The 15,814-nt window shown below is 72.8% G+C and carries 14 protein-coding genes and 1 pseudogene; 4 read left to right on the plus strand and 11 right to left on the minus strand.

All coding sequences use genetic code 11. From position 1 onward, the window contains the following. The first annotated feature begins 39 nt into the window (after positions 1 to 39). Entirely contained in the window at positions 40 to 474 is a 435-nt protein-coding gene (locus tag B072_RS0101045) for a MarR family winged helix-turn-helix transcriptional regulator (protein WP_018528073.1), read from the plus strand. A 60-nt stretch (positions 475 to 534) separates the two neighbouring features. After that, positions 535 to 1,881: an MFS transporter gene (locus B072_RS0101050; protein WP_026245338.1), complete on the plus strand. Its 1,347-nt coding sequence runs from the start codon at positions 535 to 537 to the stop codon at positions 1,879 to 1,881. Between the two features lie 237 nt (positions 1,882 to 2,118). Here B072_RS0101050 and B072_RS0101060 read toward each other — a convergent pair whose 3' ends face one another. From B072_RS0101060 to B072_RS0101075, 4 genes and pseudogenes are all read right to left on the minus strand, one after another. Next, complete coding sequence (locus tag B072_RS0101060) at positions 2,119 to 3,108, minus strand: aldo/keto reductase (RefSeq protein WP_018528076.1); 990 nt, start codon at positions 3,106 to 3,108, stop codon at positions 2,119 to 2,121. Positions 3,109 to 3,138: 30 nt separating this feature from the next. Beyond that, positions 3,139 to 3,384 (minus strand): annotated as a pseudogene (locus tag B072_RS0101065) (helix-turn-helix transcriptional regulator); the annotation flags it as partial. 157 nt (positions 3,385 to 3,541) lie between these two features. After that, the gene (locus B072_RS0101070; RefSeq protein ID WP_018528078.1) at positions 3,542 to 3,931 is read right to left on the minus strand and encodes a VOC family protein; all 390 of its coding nucleotides are present in this window, start codon (positions 3,929 to 3,931) and stop codon (positions 3,542 to 3,544) included. A gap of 9 nt (positions 3,932 to 3,940) precedes the next feature. Beyond that, a complete protein-coding gene (locus tag B072_RS0101075) occupies positions 3,941 to 4,642 on the minus strand; it encodes an SGNH/GDSL hydrolase family protein (RefSeq protein ID WP_018528079.1) in 702 nt (233 codons plus the stop codon). A 68-nt stretch (positions 4,643 to 4,710) separates the two neighbouring features. Here B072_RS0101075 and B072_RS0101080 point away from each other — a divergent pair, with 68 nt between their 5' ends. Then, on the plus strand, positions 4,711 to 5,694 hold the full coding sequence (locus B072_RS0101080) for a hypothetical protein (RefSeq protein WP_018528080.1): 984 nt from the start codon (positions 4,711 to 4,713) through the stop codon (positions 5,692 to 5,694). Positions 5,695 to 5,841: 147 nt separating this feature from the next. Here B072_RS0101080 and serC read toward each other — a convergent pair whose 3' ends face one another. From serC to B072_RS0101115, 7 genes are all read right to left on the minus strand, one after another. After that, the gene (gene serC, locus B072_RS0101085; RefSeq protein ID WP_018528081.1) at positions 5,842 to 6,960 is read right to left on the minus strand and encodes a phosphoserine transaminase; all 1,119 of its coding nucleotides are present in this window, start codon (positions 6,958 to 6,960) and stop codon (positions 5,842 to 5,844) included. Positions 6,961 to 7,079: 119 nt separating this feature from the next. Further along, on the minus strand, positions 7,080 to 8,321 hold the full coding sequence (locus tag B072_RS0101090; RefSeq protein ID WP_018528082.1) for a cytochrome P450 family protein: 1,242 nt from the start codon (positions 8,319 to 8,321) through the stop codon (positions 7,080 to 7,082). Positions 8,322 to 8,448: 127 nt separating this feature from the next. After that, positions 8,449 to 9,687 carry a cytochrome P450 gene (locus tag B072_RS0101095; RefSeq protein ID WP_018528083.1) on the minus strand — a complete coding sequence of 413 codons (1,239 nt, stop codon included), beginning with the start codon at positions 9,685 to 9,687 and terminating at the stop codon, positions 8,449 to 8,451. Beyond that, entirely contained in the window at positions 9,684 to 10,343 is a 660-nt protein-coding gene (locus B072_RS0101100; protein WP_078506240.1) for a GTP-binding protein, read from the minus strand. The genes B072_RS0101095 and B072_RS0101100 overlap by 4 nt, the downstream gene beginning before the upstream one ends. After that, positions 10,324 to 10,683 carry a DUF742 domain-containing protein gene (locus tag B072_RS0101105; RefSeq protein ID WP_018528085.1) on the minus strand — a complete coding sequence of 120 codons (360 nt, stop codon included), beginning with the start codon at positions 10,681 to 10,683 and terminating at the stop codon, positions 10,324 to 10,326. The genes B072_RS0101100 and B072_RS0101105 overlap by 20 nt, the downstream gene beginning before the upstream one ends. Continuing rightward, on the minus strand, positions 10,680 to 11,111 hold the full coding sequence (locus B072_RS0101110; protein ID WP_018528086.1) for a roadblock/LC7 domain-containing protein: 432 nt from the start codon (positions 11,109 to 11,111) through the stop codon (positions 10,680 to 10,682). The genes B072_RS0101105 and B072_RS0101110 overlap by 4 nt, the downstream gene beginning before the upstream one ends. After that, positions 11,086 to 12,690: a sensor histidine kinase gene (locus B072_RS0101115; RefSeq protein ID WP_078506241.1), complete on the minus strand. Its 1,605-nt coding sequence runs from the start codon at positions 12,688 to 12,690 to the stop codon at positions 11,086 to 11,088. Before B072_RS0101115 ends, B072_RS0101110 begins: the two co-directional genes overlap by 26 nt. A 176-nt stretch (positions 12,691 to 12,866) precedes the next feature. On the opposite strand from B072_RS0101115, the gene B072_RS0101120 reads away from it, so the two are divergent. Next, positions 12,867 to 15,671, plus strand: coding sequence for an FAD-binding and (Fe-S)-binding domain-containing protein (locus B072_RS0101120; RefSeq protein ID WP_018528088.1), 2,805 nt, complete (start codon positions 12,867 to 12,869; stop codon positions 15,669 to 15,671). The last annotated feature ends 143 nt before the right edge of the window (positions 15,672 to 15,814 follow it).

Consider the following 15,814-nt stretch of genomic DNA (forward strand, 5'->3'; position numbering starts at 1 on the left):
GGTAGTAGTTAGGAACAGTAATGAGTTACTCTAACGAACATGCCGGACCTCTCCCATGGCGACGACGCCGCCGTGAACTCTCTGCGCTCCGCAGTGATGCGCCTGTCACGCCGACTCAAGCACCAGCGGGTCGACGAATCGCTGAGCCCCACCGAGATGTCGGTGCTCGGCACCCTGGCCGGATGCGGCTCCGCGACGCCGGGTGAACTGGCCCGCAAGGAGCACGTCCAGCCGCCGTCGATGACCCGCATCGTCGCGCTCCTGGAGGCCAAGGGACTGGTCAGGCTGGAGCCTCACCCCGAGGACCGCCGACAGAAGGTCGTCACGTCGACCGAGCGGGCCGAGGCCATGCTCGCCGAGTCCCGCCGCAAGCGGAACGCGTGGCTGGCCGGCCTGGTCGACGGCCTGGACGAGGACGAGTGGGCCAAGCTCCGCGAGGCCGCGCCCGTCCTGGAGAAGCTCGCCCACCTGTGAACACCTGCCGCTGAACACCTGCCACGTCGCTGAGCCGACCGCCGAGGAGGCGAACCCACTTTGAGTACGGGATCCGGAGCAGACTCCGCCCCCGCACCTATCCCTACTTCCCCGGGCTCCGGGCGTAAGACCTCGATGTTCGCCAGCCTGAAGGTACGCAACTACCGGCTGTTCGCGACCGGGGCGGTCATCTCGAACACCGGCACCTGGATGGCCCGCATCACCCAGGACTGGCTGGTGCTGTCCATCACCGGCTCGTCCGCCGCCGTCGGCATCACGACGGCGATGCAGTTCCTGCCGATGCTGCTCTTCGGGCTGTACGGCGGTGTGATCGCCGACCGGTTCGCCAAGCGGAGCCTGCTCTTCTGCACCCAGGGCGCGATGAGCCTGTCCGGCCTGTTCCTCGCCGCGCTGACCCTGTCCGGCAACGTACAGGTCTGGCACGTCTACGTGGCCGCCTTCTTCACGGGTCTGGTCACCGTCGTCGACAACCCGACCCGGCAGTCCTTCGTCTCCGAGATGGTGGGCCCCGACCAGGTCCGCAACGCGGTGTCCCTGAACTCCGCGAACTTCCAGTCCGCGCGCCTCATCGGCCCCGCCGTCGCCTCCGCGCTGACCGCCGCCGTCGGCCCCGGCTGGGCGTTCCTCGCCAACGGCCTGTCCTTCCTGGCGCCGCTCACCTGCCTGACGCTGATGCGGACGCGGGAGCTGCACGAGAACAAGCGGGCCCCGCGCGGCAAGGGCCAGCTGAAGGAAGGCCTGCGGTACGTGTCGCGGCACCCCGAGCTGATCTGGCCGATCGTGCTCGTCGGGTTCGTCGGCACCTTCGGCTTCAACTTCCCGATCTGGCTGAGCGCGTACGCCGACGACGTGTTCCACGGCGGGGTCGGCCAGTACGGCCTGTTCAACACGCTGATGGCGCTCGGCTCGCTGGCCGGCGCGCTGCTCGCGGCCCGCCGCCGCTCGACCCGGCTGCGGGTCCTGGTGGGTGCGGCGATCGGCTTCGGCACCCTGGAGGTCCTGGCCGCGTGGGCGCCGGGCGTCTGGGCGTTCGCGCCGCTGATCGTGCTGCTCGGCATCCTCGGCCTCACCGTCAACGTGACGGCCAACTCCACGGTCCAGATGGGCACGGACCCGGAGATGCGCGGCCGCGTCATGTCGCTGTTCATGATGGTGTTCACCGGCGGTACGCCGCTGGGCGGCCCGCTCTTCGGGTGGCTCGCCGACCAGTACGGGGTGCGGGTCAGCTTCATGCTGGGCGGCCTGATCTGCGCCTCGGCGGCGGTCGGCGTCGGACTGATGCTGGCCCGCGCGGCGAACCTGCGCCTCAAGGTCGATCTGCGGCGCGGGGAGCGGCATGTGCAGTTCGTGCCGCGGGAGGCCGTGCCGGTGGCCGCGGTCGCTTGATCGCGGGTGCTGTGGGCGGGGCCGGGCGTTTTCGCCCGGCCCCGTTCCGTAGGGGCCGGGGCCGGCTCCGCTACGAGAAGGTCGGCGGCCGGAAGCTCACGGGTGCGCGTTAGGCTCGACGCGTGGACCCGAAGACGCGGAACCGGATCATGGCCGGTGTGCTTGTGCTGATGTTCGTCGTGGTGGGGGTGGCGGCGGCCGTGGGCAAGTAGCGCCCGGCGGCCGCCGCACCCGTGGTCACCAGGCGAAGGCCTCCGGCGACGGCCCGGGACCCGGGAAGATCTCGTCGAGGCCGGTCAGGAGCTCCTCGCTCAGCTCCAGCTCGACCGCGCGCAGTGCCGAGTCCAGCTGCTCCTGCGTGCGCGGGCCGACGATCGGGCCCGTGACGCCCGGACGGGTCAGCAGCCACGCCAGGGCCGCCTCGCCGGGCTCGATGCCGTGCTTGTCGAGCAGGTCCTCGTACGCCTGGACCTGGTCGCGCACCTTGGTGTTCTCCAGGGCGCTCGCGCTGCGGCCGTCCTTGCGGCGCTTGCCCTCGGACTCCTTCTTGAGCACACCGCCGAGCAGTCCGCCGTGCAGCGGGGACCACGGGATGACCCCGAGGCCGTACTCCTGCGCGGCCGGGATGACCTCCATCTCGGCGCGGCGCTCGGCCAGGTTGTAGAGGCACTGCTCGCTGACGAGGCCGACGCGGCCGTGCCGGGCGGCGATCTCGTTGGCCTGGGCGATCTTGTATCCGGGGAAGTTGGACGAGCCCGCGTACAGGATCTTGCCCTGCTGGATCAGGACGTCGATCGCCTGCCAGATCTCGTCGAACGGCGTCCGGCGGTCGATGTGGTGGAACTGGTAGATGTCGATGTAGTCGGTCTGCAGGCGCTTGAGCGAGGCGTCGACGGCGCGGCGGATGTTCACCGCGGAGAGCCGGTCGTGGTTGGGCCAGGCGTCGCCGTCGGCGGCCATGTTGCCGAAGACCTTGGTGGCGAGGACGGTCTGGTCGCGGCGGCCGCCGCCGTTCGCGAACCAGGTGCCGATGATCTCCTCGGTGCGGCCCTTGTTCTCGCCCCAGCCGTACACGTTGGCGGTGTCGAAGTAGTTGATGCCGCTGGCCAGCGCCGCGTCCATGATGGCGTGGCTGACGGCTTCGTCGGTCTGCGGACCGAAGTTCATGGTGCCGAGGACGAGCCGGCTGACCTTGAGTCCCGTGCGTCCGAGCTGCGTGTACTTCATGACTGCTAAGCCAAGGACGTGGAGTGCGCTCTAGGCAAGTGCCCGGTATCTCCCCGGTGTCGTTCCGAACTCCCGGCGGAAGGCGTGCGGGAGGGCGTACGGCGAGCCGTGGCCGACCTGCCGGGCCACCGACTCCAGGGGCGCGTCCGCCGTGCGCAGGAGGGTGGCGGCGCGGATCATCCGCCACCACGTCAGGTACGCCATCGGGGGCCGGCCCACCAGAGCGGTGAACCGGCGGCCCAGGGTGGCGCGGGACACGCCCGCACGGGTGGCCAGGAGCGCGGCCGCGCGTACGCGTCCTGCAACGGGCGTCCGACGAGCGCGAGTTGGTGATCCCCGCGCACTTCCCCGGGCCCGGGGCCGCGGAGATCCGGCGGGCCGGTGCCGGGTTCGCGGTGAGCCGGTGGCGCGGCCAGAGGCTGTCCGGCGCGGCTCAGTCGAGGCAGAACTCGTTGCCCTCGACGTCCTGCATCACGATGCAGGACTCGTTCTCCTCGTCGGCGTACAGCGTCCGTACGTGCGTCGCGCCGAGGGCCACCAGGCGTGCGCTCTCGGCCTCCAGGGTGGCCAGGCGCTCGTCGCCCACGAGCCCGGTGCCGGCCCGCACGTCGAGGTGCACCCGGTTCTTGACGGTCTTGCCCTCGGGCACGCGCTGGAAGTAGAGGCGCGGGCCCTCGCCCGTGGGGTCGACACAGGCGGACCATGTGCTCTCGCCCCGGGCGGACTCCGGTAGGACGTACCCCAGGGCCTCGCACCAGAAGGCGGCGACGCGCTCGGGCTCGGCGCAGTCGAAGGTGACCTGGATTTCTCTGATCGTCGGCATCGGCGCACCCTAGCAAGCGGGTTGGGGCACGTGACCGTGGTCGTAGGGCCCGCCGACGCCCCACGCCTGGTGCAGCGCGTCCGCGAAGGCGGCGGCCAGCTTGTGCTCGCCGGACGCGTTCGGGTGCGTGCCGTCGTACGTGTCGTGGTGGATGTCGTACGACTCCGGGGCCGAGGCGAGGAGCAGCGGCGAGCGGGGCTCGGACAGGTCCGCGACCGTCTTCGCGAGCAGGGTGTTGAAGTGCGCGACCTCGGCGGCGAACGGCGCGTCCGTCTCGGCCCGGATGTTCGGGATCACCGGGAGCAGGACGATGCGGACCGCCGGGTTCGCGGTGCGGGCCTCGGCGATGAAGCGGCGGGTGTTCGCCGCGGTCTGCTCGGCGTCCGTGTAGAAGCCGAGGTCGATGAGGCCCAGGTTGACCAGGAGGACGTCCGGGCCGCAGGCGCGCACCGCGTCGGCGACGACCGGCGCCATGTGCAGCCAGCCCTCGCCCCAGCCGGCGAGGTGGTGGCGCGGGAAGCCGGGGTCCGCGTACGCCATCGACGTGGGGGCGTCGGCCGTCTTGTCGTAGAGCGTCTCGCGGGGGCCGACGACCGCGAACCCGCCGTCCACGGAACAGGATCGGAGGTGGCACCAGAAGCGGTGGCGCCAGGTGTGCTCCCCGGCGCTGCCGATGGTCTGGCTGTCGCCGACGAACATGAACCTGAGCATCCGCTCATCATCGTCGATCGCCCGGGCCGCGTGCGTGTGACACGAGACACGCCTGGCAAGCTGGGGCCATGCGTTCGTATCTGGGTGCGGCCGGAGCCGCAGTCGTCCTCGCCCTCGGCGCCGTCGTCCCCGCCGCCGCGGCCGACTCGCCTTCCGTGGGCTCCTCCGGTTTCACCCTCCAGGATCCGCGGATCACGGAGTCCAGCGGCCTCGCCGCCTCCCGCGCCCACCCGGGCATCTACTGGACCCACAACGACAGCGACGACGGGGCCTTCCTGTTCGCCGTCGACGGGCGCACGGGAAAGACCGTCGCCACGATCACCCTCACCGGGGTCGGGGCCCCGCGCGACGTCGAGGCGATCTCGGTCGGCCCCGACGGGAACCTCTACGTCGGCGACATCGGCGACAACCTCGGCGGCAAGTGGGACCACGTGTGGATCTACAAGCTGCCCGAGCCGAAGAAGCTCGTCGACCAGACCGTGCGGGCCACGCAGTACGTCGTGAAGTACGCGGACGGGCCGCGCAACGCCGAGGCGCTGATGGTCCACCCGAAGACCGGGCGGGTCTACATCATCGAGAAGGGCGAGGACGGCGGCGGACTCTACGAGGGCCCGAGCACCCTCGACCCGTCCGCCACGAACACCTTCCGGCGCATCGGCGACATCGACCTGTGGGCCACCGACGCCGCCTTCTCGCCGGACGGCGAACAGCTCGCCGTGCGCGGCTACTTCGGCGGCGTCGCGTACTCCTGGAACGACGGAAAGCCGAAACGGCAAGGGCAGTTGAGCGTTCCGATGCAGCCGCAGGGCGAGTCCGTGACGTACACCCTCGACGGGAGGACCCTGCTCTACGGGAGCGAGGGCCGGGGCAGCTCCGTGCAGCCGGTGGAGGTCGAGGGCGCGGATGCCTCCGGCGGGGGCGGGGGTTCGGCGTCCGGTGACGACGGTGGCGACGACGGCGGGTTCACCGGGAAGGCGGGGGCCGTCGGGGCCGCGGCCGTGCTGATCGTCGTCATCGGGGTCGGGCGGCTGCTGCGCAAGCCTCGCCGGTAGTTCGCCGGGTGCGGGCCGGTGGGGCTTCTCGTGCCCCGCGGCGGAGCCGCGACGAAAGCCGCGGACGCCTCTGCTCGGTCGATGAGCAGAGGCGTCCGCGGCTTGTCGTGGGTCGCTCGCGCAGTTCCCCGCGCCCCTGACGGGGCTTTAGAGCTGGCCGATGACGTAGTCGACGCAGGCCGTCAGGGCCTGGACGTCCGCCGGGTCGATCGCCGGGAACATCGCGATGCGGAGCTGGTTGCGGCCCAGCTTGCGGTACGGCTCGGTGTCGACGATGCCGTTGGCGCGGAGCACCTTGGCGACCGCGGCGGCGTCGATCTCGTCCGCGAAGTCGATGGTGCCGATGACCTGCGAGCGCTTCGCGGCGTCCGTGACGAACGGCGTCGCGTACTTCGACTCCTCGGCCCACGAGTACAGGCGGGTCGAGCTGTCCTTCGTGCGCGCCGTCGACCAGGCCAGACCGCCCTGGCCGTTGATCCAGTCCAGCTGCTCGGCGAGCAGGAAGAGCGTGGAGAGCGCCGGGGTGTTGTACGTCTGGTTCTTGCGGGAGTTGTCGATCGCCGTCGGCAGCGAGAAGAACTCCGGGACGTGGCGGCCGGACGCGTGGACGCGCTCGGCGCGCTCGATCGCGGCCGGGGAGAAGACGCCGATCCACAGGCCGCCGTCGGAGGCGAAGGACTTCTGCGGGGCGAAGTAGTAGACGTCCGTCTCGGCGATGTCGACCGGCAGGCCGCCCGCGCCGGAGGTGGCGTCCACCAGGACGAGGGACCCGGCGTCCGCACCGGCGACGCGCTTGATCGGCGCGGCGACACCGGTGGAGGTCTCGTTGTGGGTCAGGCCGTACACGTCGACGCCGGCCTCGGCCACGGCCTCCGGGTGCGTGCCCGGGTCCGAGGAGATGACGGTCGGCTCGGCCAGCCACGGGGCGAGCTTGGACGCCTTGGCGAACTTGGACGAGAACTCGCCGAAGTTCAGGTGCTGCGACTTGTTCTCGATCAGGCCGTGCGTCGCCACGTCCCAGAACGCGGTCGAGCCGCCGTTGCCGAGGACGACCTCGTAGCCCTCGGGGAGGGAGAACAGGTCCTTGACCCCGTCGCGCACCCGGCCGACCAGGTTCTTGACCGGGGCCTGGCGGTGGGAGGTGCCGAGCAGGGAGGTACCGGTGGCGGCCAGCGCGTCCAGCGCTTCCGTCCGCACCTTGGAGGGGCCCGCGCCGAAACGTCCGTCGGCGGGCTTGATGTCAGCGGGAATCTGGATCTCAGCCACGAGCCGGAGGGTATCTCCTCGGTGAAACCGGACGGAAACGTGTCCGTTCGATGAGACGACTTCTCCGGCCCGTGGACTTGTAGTGATCTACGGTTCCGCGGACGACGCGGTCGGCGCGGTCAGCCGCCCAGCACCACCGGCAGCTCGAACAGGTCGTTCTGCGTCACCACCGGCTTGTTGCGCAGCTCGCCCGGCTCGACCGCGAGCCGCAGCTGGGGGAAGCGGGCGTACAGCGCCGGGAGCGCCACCCCGGCCTCCAGGCGGGACAGCGCGGCGCCGGGGCACACGTGCGGGCCGTGGCCGAAGGAGATGTGCCGGGTCGGCGAGGTGCGGGTGATGTCGAAGGAGTCGGCGGTCGGGCCGTGCGCCTGCTCGTCGCGGCCGATGGCGCCGTAGGAGACGATCAGCGCCTCGCCCTGCTTGATGGTCTGCTCGCCGACCTGGACGTCCTCGGCGGCGAACCGGATCAGGACGTGCGAGGTCGGGGTCGCGTAGCGCAGGGTCTCCTCGACGACCTGCTCCCAGGTCGCCCCGCCGTCGAGGACGAGGGCCAGCTGGTCGGGGTGGGCGGAGAGGTTCACGACCGCGTTGACGATGAGCGAGATGGTCGTCTCGTGGCCGGCCGCGACCATCAGCTGCAGCGTGGAGACGATCTCCGCGTCGGTGAGGTGGTCGCCGTTCTCGGAGGCCTGGATCAGGGCGCTGGTCAGGTCGTCGCCCGGCTCCTCGCGGCGGGCCGCGACGACCGCGCCCATCATCGCCGCGAGCTCGCCGAGCGTCGCGACGACCTCCTCGGGCGGGGTCTGCGTGGAGAAGAACTTGTCGAAGAGGACCTTCAGGCGCGGGTGGTCGGCCTCGTCGATGCCCATCAGGTCGCTGATCACGTACATGGGCAGCGGGTAGGCGAACTCGGCCTTCAGGTCGACGGCGCCGTCCTTCGGGAGCCTGTCCAGCAGGCCCGCGGTCAGCTCCGTGATCCGCTCCCGCATCCGCTCCACCCGGCGCACGGTCAGCGCCTGGGCGACCAGGGCGCGCATCCGCCGGTGGTCCTCGCCGTCCACGGTGAGCATCGAGCGGCCCGGGTTCGCCAGGCCGATCAGCGGCCAGTCGGCGGGTATCTCGCCGCGCTGCCAGGCGCCCCACACCTCGATGTCCTTCACCAGGCGTTTGTCGGTGAGGAGCTGGCGGGCCTCCGCGTGGTGCGTGACCGCCCACACCGGGACGCCGCCGGGCAGCTCCACCTCCGCGAGCGGGCCCGCCGCCAGCAGCCGGGCGGTCTCGCCGTCCAGGTCGGTGACGAAGGGGTCGAGGGGGATGCGGGCGGCGGACGCGTGCGGGCAGGCGGATGCGGATGTCGTCATGGGAGCGCTCCAGGGGATGTGTCGTTACAGGACGGGCGTCACGGCAGAGCGGGCGTCACGGCAAGGCGGTCACGGTGGGGCGTCACGGCGAGGCGTCGACGGTGGGGCGGTCACGGCGGGACCGGCGTCACAGGGCGGGCGTCGGGGTGAAGCGGACCCGGAGATCGGTCAGGCCGCGCAGCCACGGCGAGGGGCGGCGGGTCAGCGCCTCGGCCGGTCCCGCCAGGTCGATGTCGGGGAGCCGGTCGAGGACGACCTCGATGCCGGTCCGCGCGATGACCTCGGCGACCTCCTGGGCCGGGAACGGGCAGCGGTGCTCACCGTGCCCGAAGGCGAAGTGGGCGTTGTTGCCGCCGGTCAGGACCGAGGCGTCGGTGCGTACCTGGGGGTCGGCGTTGGCCGCGGCGAGGCCGAGCAGGAGCATGTCGCCCGCCCGGATGTGCCGGTCGCCGAGCCGGGTGTCGCGGGTGGCCCAGCGGCCCGCGACGTTCTGCGTCGGGGTGTCCTCCCACAGCACCTCGTTCATCGCCTCGGCGACGCTGTGCCGCCCGCCGAACAGGGACGCGGCGAACCGGTCGTCGGTCAGCATCAGGCGCAGCGAGTTGCCGATCCAGTCGGCCGTGGGCTGGTGTCCGGCCGCCATCATCACCATCAGGTCCTGGGCGATCTCCTCGTCCGTGAAGCCCGAGGGGTCCTGGAGCATGGACGAGACGACGTCGTCGCCCGGCTTCGCGTGCTTGGCGGCGATGAGCTCGACCATCGACCGTGCCAGGTGCTGCTGCCCCGCCAGGGCGCGCTCCCGGCCGTCGATCATGTCGTTCAGGGCCGTGACCAGGCCCGGTCCCTGTTCGTCGGAGAAGCCGTAGATGCGGGCCAGGACGCGGACCGGCAGCATCATCGCGTAGTCCGCGATGATGTCGGTCTCGCCCTTGGCGCAGAAGGAGTCGATCAGCTCGTCCGCGAACTGCTCGGCGTGCTCCTTGAGTTCGAACGGGTCGACCGACTCCAGGGCGTGGCTGACCATCGCGGCGCGCTTCCGGTGCCGCTGGCCGACCGTGTAGAGGATCGACGGCTGCTTGTGGCCGATCATCGGCAGCAGCGGCCAGTCCGCCGGGATGTCGTCCCACTGGTTCCACAGGTCGGAGTCCCGGCTGAACAGCGCCGGATCGCCGGTGACCTGGTGCAGTTCGCGGTAGCCGAGGACCAGCCACGCCGGGATGTCGCCGTCGAGGACGACGGGCGCGACGGCGCCGTGGTCGCGGCGCATCTCCCGGTAGAGCGTGGCGGGTTCGGTGGCGAACCGCGGTCCGGACAGCGGCACGGGGGCGGGGCCGTGCGCGGACGCGGGGCAGCCGGGGCTTGTCACGGGGCGGTCTCCTGAGGCACGTACAGCTGACTGGACGGCGGACCGGACAGCCGGCCGGCCTGCGGGGCGTAGAGCGTCTTGAGGTGTTCCACGAGCGAGATCAGCACGCCCTTGCTGGACTCCCTGGAGCGGGCGTCGCACTGCACCAGCGGCACCTCGGGGTCGAGGTCGAGGGCCTCGCGCAGCTGCTCCAGGGTGTGCGGCGGGCCGCCGAAGTCGTTGTGGGCGACGATGAACGGCGTGCGGTGGTGCTCCAGCCGGTCGATCGCGTAGAAGGAGTCCTCCAGGCGGCGGGTGTCGACGAGGACGACCGCGCCGAGCGTGCCGGAGAACAGCCGGTCCCACAGGAACCAGAAGCGTTCCTGGCCGGGGGCGCCGAACAGGTAGAGGACGTTGCGCGCGTCGAGCGTGATGCGGCCGAAGTCGAAGGCCACGGTCGTCGACGTCTTGGCGCCGACCCCGTCCAGGTCGTCGATGCCCTGCCCCGCCTGCGTCATCGTCTCCTCGGTGTTGAGGGGACGTATCTCGCTGACCGAGCGGACCATGGTGGTCTTGCCGACGCCGAAGCCGCCGACGATGACGACCTTCAGGCCGTTGTCGGCTCCGGCCGCCAACTCCCGTCGGCCGCTCGGCGGTTCAGAGGTTGCGGAGTCCAACGAGCACCTGCTCCAGGATGTCGGGATCGGGAAGGTGGTGGGGCGAGGGGACGGTGCGCGGATGGCGGGCGCCGATGCGGCCCTGCGTCAGCAGGTCGGAGAGCAGGATCCGCACGATGCTCACCGGCAGGCCCAGCTCGGCGGCCACCTCCACGACGGCCGTCGGCCGCGCGCACATCCGCAGGATCGCGGCGTGCTCGGACGGCATGCCGGGCGCCGGGTCCGACTCGGCGACGACCAGCGACACCAGGTCGAAGGAGACGTCGGCGGCCGGCCGGCTGCGCCCTCCGGTGAGGGTGTACAGCCGGTCGGGGGCGTCGTCCCGGCCCGGGCGGCTCATGACGCCGTGGGGGTGCGGGAGAGGTCCTCGCCGCGCGGCAGGGCGCGCAGGTGCTCGCCGAGCTGCTCGACGAGCTCGACCATGGTGTGCCCGACGAGGCCCGCGTCGGCGTCCTCGGTGGCGATCGCCGCGAGGTGCGCGCCCTCACCGGCCTCGACGATGAACAGGGTGCCGCCGTGGAACTCGGTCATCGCCGAGCGCACCCCGCCGCTCCCGTCGCCGAATTCGGCGGAGGCGCCGTGCGCGAGGGCCTGGATGCCGGCGGCGATCGCGGCGAGCTGGTCCGCCTGGTCCGGGGAGAGTTCGGGGGTGTGGCACAGCTTCAGGCCGTCGCGCGACAGGACCAGGGCGTGCCGGGTGCCAGGGGTGCGCTTGAGGAGGCCTTCGAGCAGCCAGGTCAGGCTAGCGCCGGTCGTGGTCCCGGTCATGGGAGGTGTCGCCTTCCTGCGTGGATGGTGCGGGATGTGCGGGTGCGGGGTGTTCGGGGTGCTCCGGGGCCTCGGGCGCCGGAGCGGTGCGTACGGCCTGCCGGAAGCTGCTGAAGCGGGCCGCGGGGGACGGGAAGGAGCCGGTGGACTCGTTGTCCGCCTCGGCGGCGGGTTCGGAGGCTTCGGCCGCTTCGGCGGCCCGGGCCTGGGCGCGCTGCGCTGCGGCGAGGGTGCGTCCGCGCCGCCGCTTGGGCAGTGTGCTCTCGACGGGCGGTTTCTCGCGCGCCGGGAGGGCGGCGTCGTCCGTGGTGGGCTGCGCCGGTACGCGGGCGTGGTCGGCCGCGGGCGAGAGGGTGAGGGTCAGTTCGGAGTCGAGTGGCTCCGACGGCGCGGCCGGTTCCGGTGACGGCGCGGACTCCGCCGGCGCTTCCGGAGCCGGGGCGGGCGAAGTCGCGGGCGCCGAGCTCTCCGCCTGGCCGGGCGTACGGCCCCCTTCCGCCGCGCGCGAGAGCAGTTCCTGCGGGATGAGCAGCAGGACGCCGGTGCCGCCGCGCGCCGACGGACGGAACGACACCGTCAGGCCGTGCTTGCGGGCCAGCCTGCCGACGACGGCGAGGCCGAGCCGGGTGCCGGACAGACCGCCGAGCCCGGCCGCCTCGCCGGAGACCGCGTGCTCGGCGCGGCGCAGCTGCACCGCGCCCATCACGAGCCCCGAGTCCTCGACGGAGACGATGACGCCCGCCGGGACCTCCTCGACGTAGACGTGGACCTCGGCGGTCGGCGGCGAGAAGTTCGCGGCGTTGTCGAGGAGTTCGGCCAGTACGTGCATGACGCCCTCGGCGGCGTGGCCCGCGACGGCGGTCGTGCCGCCGCCGTGCGTGCGCACCCGCTGGTAGCCGCCGATGCGGCCCATCGCGCCGCGCAGGATCGACTCCATGGCGATGGGCCGCGCCCAGCGGCGGCCCGAGCGGGCGCCGGTCAGCACGGCCACCGAGTCGGCGAGGCGGCCCGCCTGCGCGGTGCGGTGGTCGAGGTGGAGCAGGTCGGCGAGGACGTCCTCGTCGGTGTGCCGGTGTTCCATCTCGCGCAGGTCGGCGAGCATGCCGGTGGCCAGGGCCTGCATGCGCCCGGCCGCGTTGGCGCAGGCGGCGAGGGCGGCGGCCCGCTCGGCGCGGGCGCTGCGCAGCTGCCCGGCGAACTCCTCGGAGTCCGCGGCCCGCGCGTCCCGCTCGTGGGACAACTGGGCGGCGAGACGCAGGCGTTCGGAGGCGCCGCGGTCGAGGATGTGCCGCTGCTCGGTGACGCGACGGCTCAGCAGCTCGGCGGCCCTGCGGGCGTGCGCGGCGTAACCGACGGTGGCGGAGAGCACGAGCGCCGTCCCGGCGAGGATCCAGGCGAGCGGGGCGCGTACCGAGTCCGGCGCGAGAGCGACCGCTCCCGCGGCGAGCGCGCCGGTGGCGACGAGTGCGGTCAGCAGGGTGAGCGCGGCCGGGCGCAGGGCCGGGCGTATCGGGGGCGCCCCGGCGGGCCCGGGGGGCACTGGGGCCGGTGCGGGCGCTAGGGGGGTGGGCGCGGTCATCGGTCGGGTCCTCGGGGGGAGGGGCGGGCTGATGTTTGGTAACGACAGTCTGTGCTCAATTTCACGTCACTATAGGAGAGTTGGTGATCGAGTTGGGAATGTTGCGGTCCGGATCGTGAGAAATCGGTCTACGTCCTGTGGCGCCGGGGGCCCCTGAGGGCTGCATCCTGGAGGGCATGGATGATCTGGACGGCCTGGAACGGGAACTGCGGGCGTCCGTGCGCGGCGGGGTCGACTTCTCCGTCACCGCGCGGGCCCTGAACACGATGGACGCGTCCAACTACCGCCGCGTGCCGCTGGGTGTGCTGGCCCCCAGGGACCGGGACGACGTGGCCGCGGCCCTGGAGGTGTGCCGACGGCGCGGGGTGCCGGTGGTGGGCAGAGGCGGCGGCACCTCCATCGCCGGGCAGGCGACCGGCACCGGCCTCGTCCTCGACTTCACCCGCCACATGAACGGCATCGTCGCCCTCGACCCCGGGGCGCGAACGGCCGTCGTCCAGCCCGGGGTCGTCCTCGACCGGCTCCAGGCGGCCGCCGCCCCGCACGGGCTGCGCTTCGGCCCCGACCCGTCCACGCACAGCCGCTGCACGATCGGCGGCATGATCGGCAACAACTCGTGCGGCTCGCACTCCGTGGCCTGGGGCACCACCGCCGACAGCGTCGCCGCGCTCGACGTGGCCGCCGCGGACGGCTCCGCGTACCGGCTCGGGCAGGGCTGGGACGGCGCGCCCGAGGGCCTGCGGGCGCTGGTCGAGCGGGAGTTGGCGACGATCCGGACCGGCTTCGCCCCGTACTCCGGGCTGCCGCGCCGCATCTCCGGTTACGCGGTGGACGCCCTGCTCCCCGAGAACGGCACCGACCTCGCGCGCTTCTTCTGCGGCACCGAGGGCACCCTCGGCCTCGTCACGGAGGCGACCGTGCGGCTCGTCGAGGCGCCGCCCGCGAAGGCCCTCGCCGTCCTGGCGTACGCGGACGAGAGCGCGGCCGCGGAGGCGGCGGCGGGCCTGCTGCCGTACGGGCCGCTCACGGTCGAGGGCATGGCCGCCGACCTCGTACCGGCCGACTCGGGCCTGCCCAAGGGCGGCGCCTGGCTGTTCGTGGAGACCGGGGGCGCCACGGCGGCCGAGGCCCGGGCCGCCGCCGAGCGGATCGTGCGGGCGGCGGACGTCGTGGACGCCCTGGTGGTCGCCGACCCGGCCGGGCAGCGGACGCTGTGGCGGATCCGGGAGGACGCGTCCGGCACGGCGACCCGGATGCCCGACGGCAGCGAGGCGTGGCCCGGCTGGGAGGACTGCGCGGTGCCCCCGGCCCAACTGGGCCCGTACCTGCGCGACTTCAGGAGTCTGCTGTCCGAGCACGGGCTGCGCGGCACCCCGTACGGTCACTTCGGCGACGGCTGCATCCACGTACGGATCGACTTCGACCTGCTGACCGGGCCGGGCATCGCGCGCTTCCGGAGCTTCTCCGAGGACCTGGCCGCGCTCGTCGTCGCGCACGGCGGCTCGCTGTCGGGCGAGCACGGCGACGGCCTCGCACGGGCCGAGCTTCTGCCGAAGATGTACGGCGACGAACTCGTGGGCCTGTTCGGCAGGGTCAAGGACGTGTGGGACCCGGCGGACGTCCTCAACCCCGGGACCCTGGTGCGCCCCGCGCGCCTGGACGACAACCTGCGGTTCGCGCCGCTGCCGCGCGAGCCGGTCGATGTCGTCTTCGGCTATCCGCACGACGGCGGCGACTTCTCGGCGGCGGTGCGGCGCTGTGTCGGCGTCGCCAAGTGCCGGGTGGAGGAGGCCCCTTCGGGCAGCGGCGTGATGTGCCCGTCCTTCCGGGCCACCGGCGGCGACGAGACCCACTCCACGCGCGGCCGGGCCCGGCTGCTGCACGAGATGCTCGCCGGGGAGGTCGTCACCGACGGCTGGCGCTCGGAGGAGGTACGGGACGCGCTCGACCTGTGCCTGTCCTGCAAGGGCTGCAAGAGCGACTGTCCGGTGGGCGTCGACATGGCCACGTACAAGGCGGAGTTCCTCCACCACCACTACGAGGGGCGCCGCCGCCCCGCCGCGCACTACGCGATGGGGTGGCTGCCGCGCTGGCTGCGCCTGGTGGCCGCGACGAGGACGGCCGGCATCGCCAACTCGCTCGCGGGAGTGGGGGTGTTGGCCCGGCTCGGCAAGCGGCTCGGCGGGATCGCGGCGGAGCGCGGGATCCCGAAGGTGGCCCGGAAGACGTTCAGCGCGGGGTGGCGGCCGCGGGCAGGTGCCACCCCGGGGCCGAAGGTCGCGCTGTGGCCGGACACGTTCACGGAGCATCTGGCGCCGGAGGTGGGCCACGCGGCGGTACGGGTCCTGGAGGCGGCCGGGATCGCGCCGCTGCCGGTGCCGCGGCGGCGCGGCAAGGTCTGCTGCGGCCTCACGTACGTGTCCACGGGTCAACTCGACTCGGCCCGTGCGGTGTTGCGGCGCACGCTGGAGACGATGGAGCCGGTCCTCGACGCGGGCGTGCCCGTCGTCGTCCTGGAGCCGTCCTGCGCGGCCGCGCTCCGCTCCGACCTGCCCGAACTCCTCCCCGACGACCCGCGGGCCCGGCGCCTGGCCGACCGGGTGGTCACCTTCGCCGAGGCGCTCGAACGGCTCGCCCCCGACTGGGACCCGCCGCGCGTCGACCGGCCGGTCGTGGGCCAGACGCACTGCCACCAGCACGCGGTACTCGGCGACGCGGCGGATCGCAGGCTGCGGGAACGGGCCGGTCTCGCGGGCGAGTTGAGTGGCGGCTGCTGCGGCCTGGCGGGCAACTTCGGCTTCGAGGAAGGGCATTACGAGGTGTCGGTGGCCTGCGCCGAGGAGCAACTGCTGCCGGCGGTGCGGTCCGCGGGGCCGGGTGACGTGGTGCTGGCCGACGGCTTCTCGTGCCGGACGCAGTTGGATCAGCTCGGCGAGCGGGCCGGTCGGCATCTCGCGGAGGTGCTGGCCGAGGGGCTGTGAACGGTCGACGGTCGACGGTCGACGGTCGACCGACGGCCGGTGGGGGCCGGTCGCGCAGTTCCCCGCGCCCCTGGAAGCGAGCTCCGCTCGCCCAGGGGAGGCTGCGCGGAGCGCATGCCTCAGGGGCGCGGGGAACTGCGCGA

Origin of the sequence: Streptomyces sp. HmicA12 (assembly GCF_000373565.1) — a bacterium.
Lineage (GTDB): Bacteria > Actinomycetota > Actinomycetes > Streptomycetales > Streptomycetaceae > Streptomyces.

What these genes read in the sequence shown, in the direction of transcription:
- B072_RS0101060 (WP_018528076.1), bottom strand. Translation starts at nt 3,108, where the DNA reads ATGAAGTACACGCAGCTCGGACGCACGGGACTCAAGGTCAGCCGGCTC.
- B072_RS0101045 (WP_018528073.1), top strand. Translation starts at nt 40, where the DNA reads ATGCCGGACCTCTCCCATGGCGACGACGCCGCCGTGAACTCTCTGCGC.
- B072_RS0101080 (WP_018528080.1), top strand. Translation starts at nt 4,711, where the DNA reads ATGCGTTCGTATCTGGGTGCGGCCGGAGCCGCAGTCGTCCTCGCCCTC.
- B072_RS0101105 (WP_018528085.1), bottom strand. Translation starts at nt 10,683, where the DNA reads ATGAGCCGCCCGGGCCGGGACGACGCCCCCGACCGGCTGTACACCCTC.
- B072_RS0101120 (WP_018528088.1), top strand. Translation starts at nt 12,867, where the DNA reads ATGGATGATCTGGACGGCCTGGAACGGGAACTGCGGGCGTCCGTGCGC.
- B072_RS0101075 (WP_018528079.1), bottom strand. Translation starts at nt 4,642, where the DNA reads ATGCTCAGGTTCATGTTCGTCGGCGACAGCCAGACCATCGGCAGCGCC.
- B072_RS0101070 (WP_018528078.1), bottom strand. Translation starts at nt 3,931, where the DNA reads ATGCCGACGATCAGAGAAATCCAGGTCACCTTCGACTGCGCCGAGCCC.
- B072_RS0101115 (WP_078506241.1), bottom strand. Translation starts at nt 12,690, where the DNA reads ATGACCGCGCCCACCCCCCTAGCGCCCGCACCGGCCCCAGTGCCCCCC.
- B072_RS0101090 (WP_018528082.1), bottom strand. Translation starts at nt 8,321, where the DNA reads ATGACGACATCCGCATCCGCCTGCCCGCACGCGTCCGCCGCCCGCATC.
- B072_RS0101110 (WP_018528086.1), bottom strand. Translation starts at nt 11,111, where the DNA reads ATGACCGGGACCACGACCGGCGCTAGCCTGACCTGGCTGCTCGAAGGC.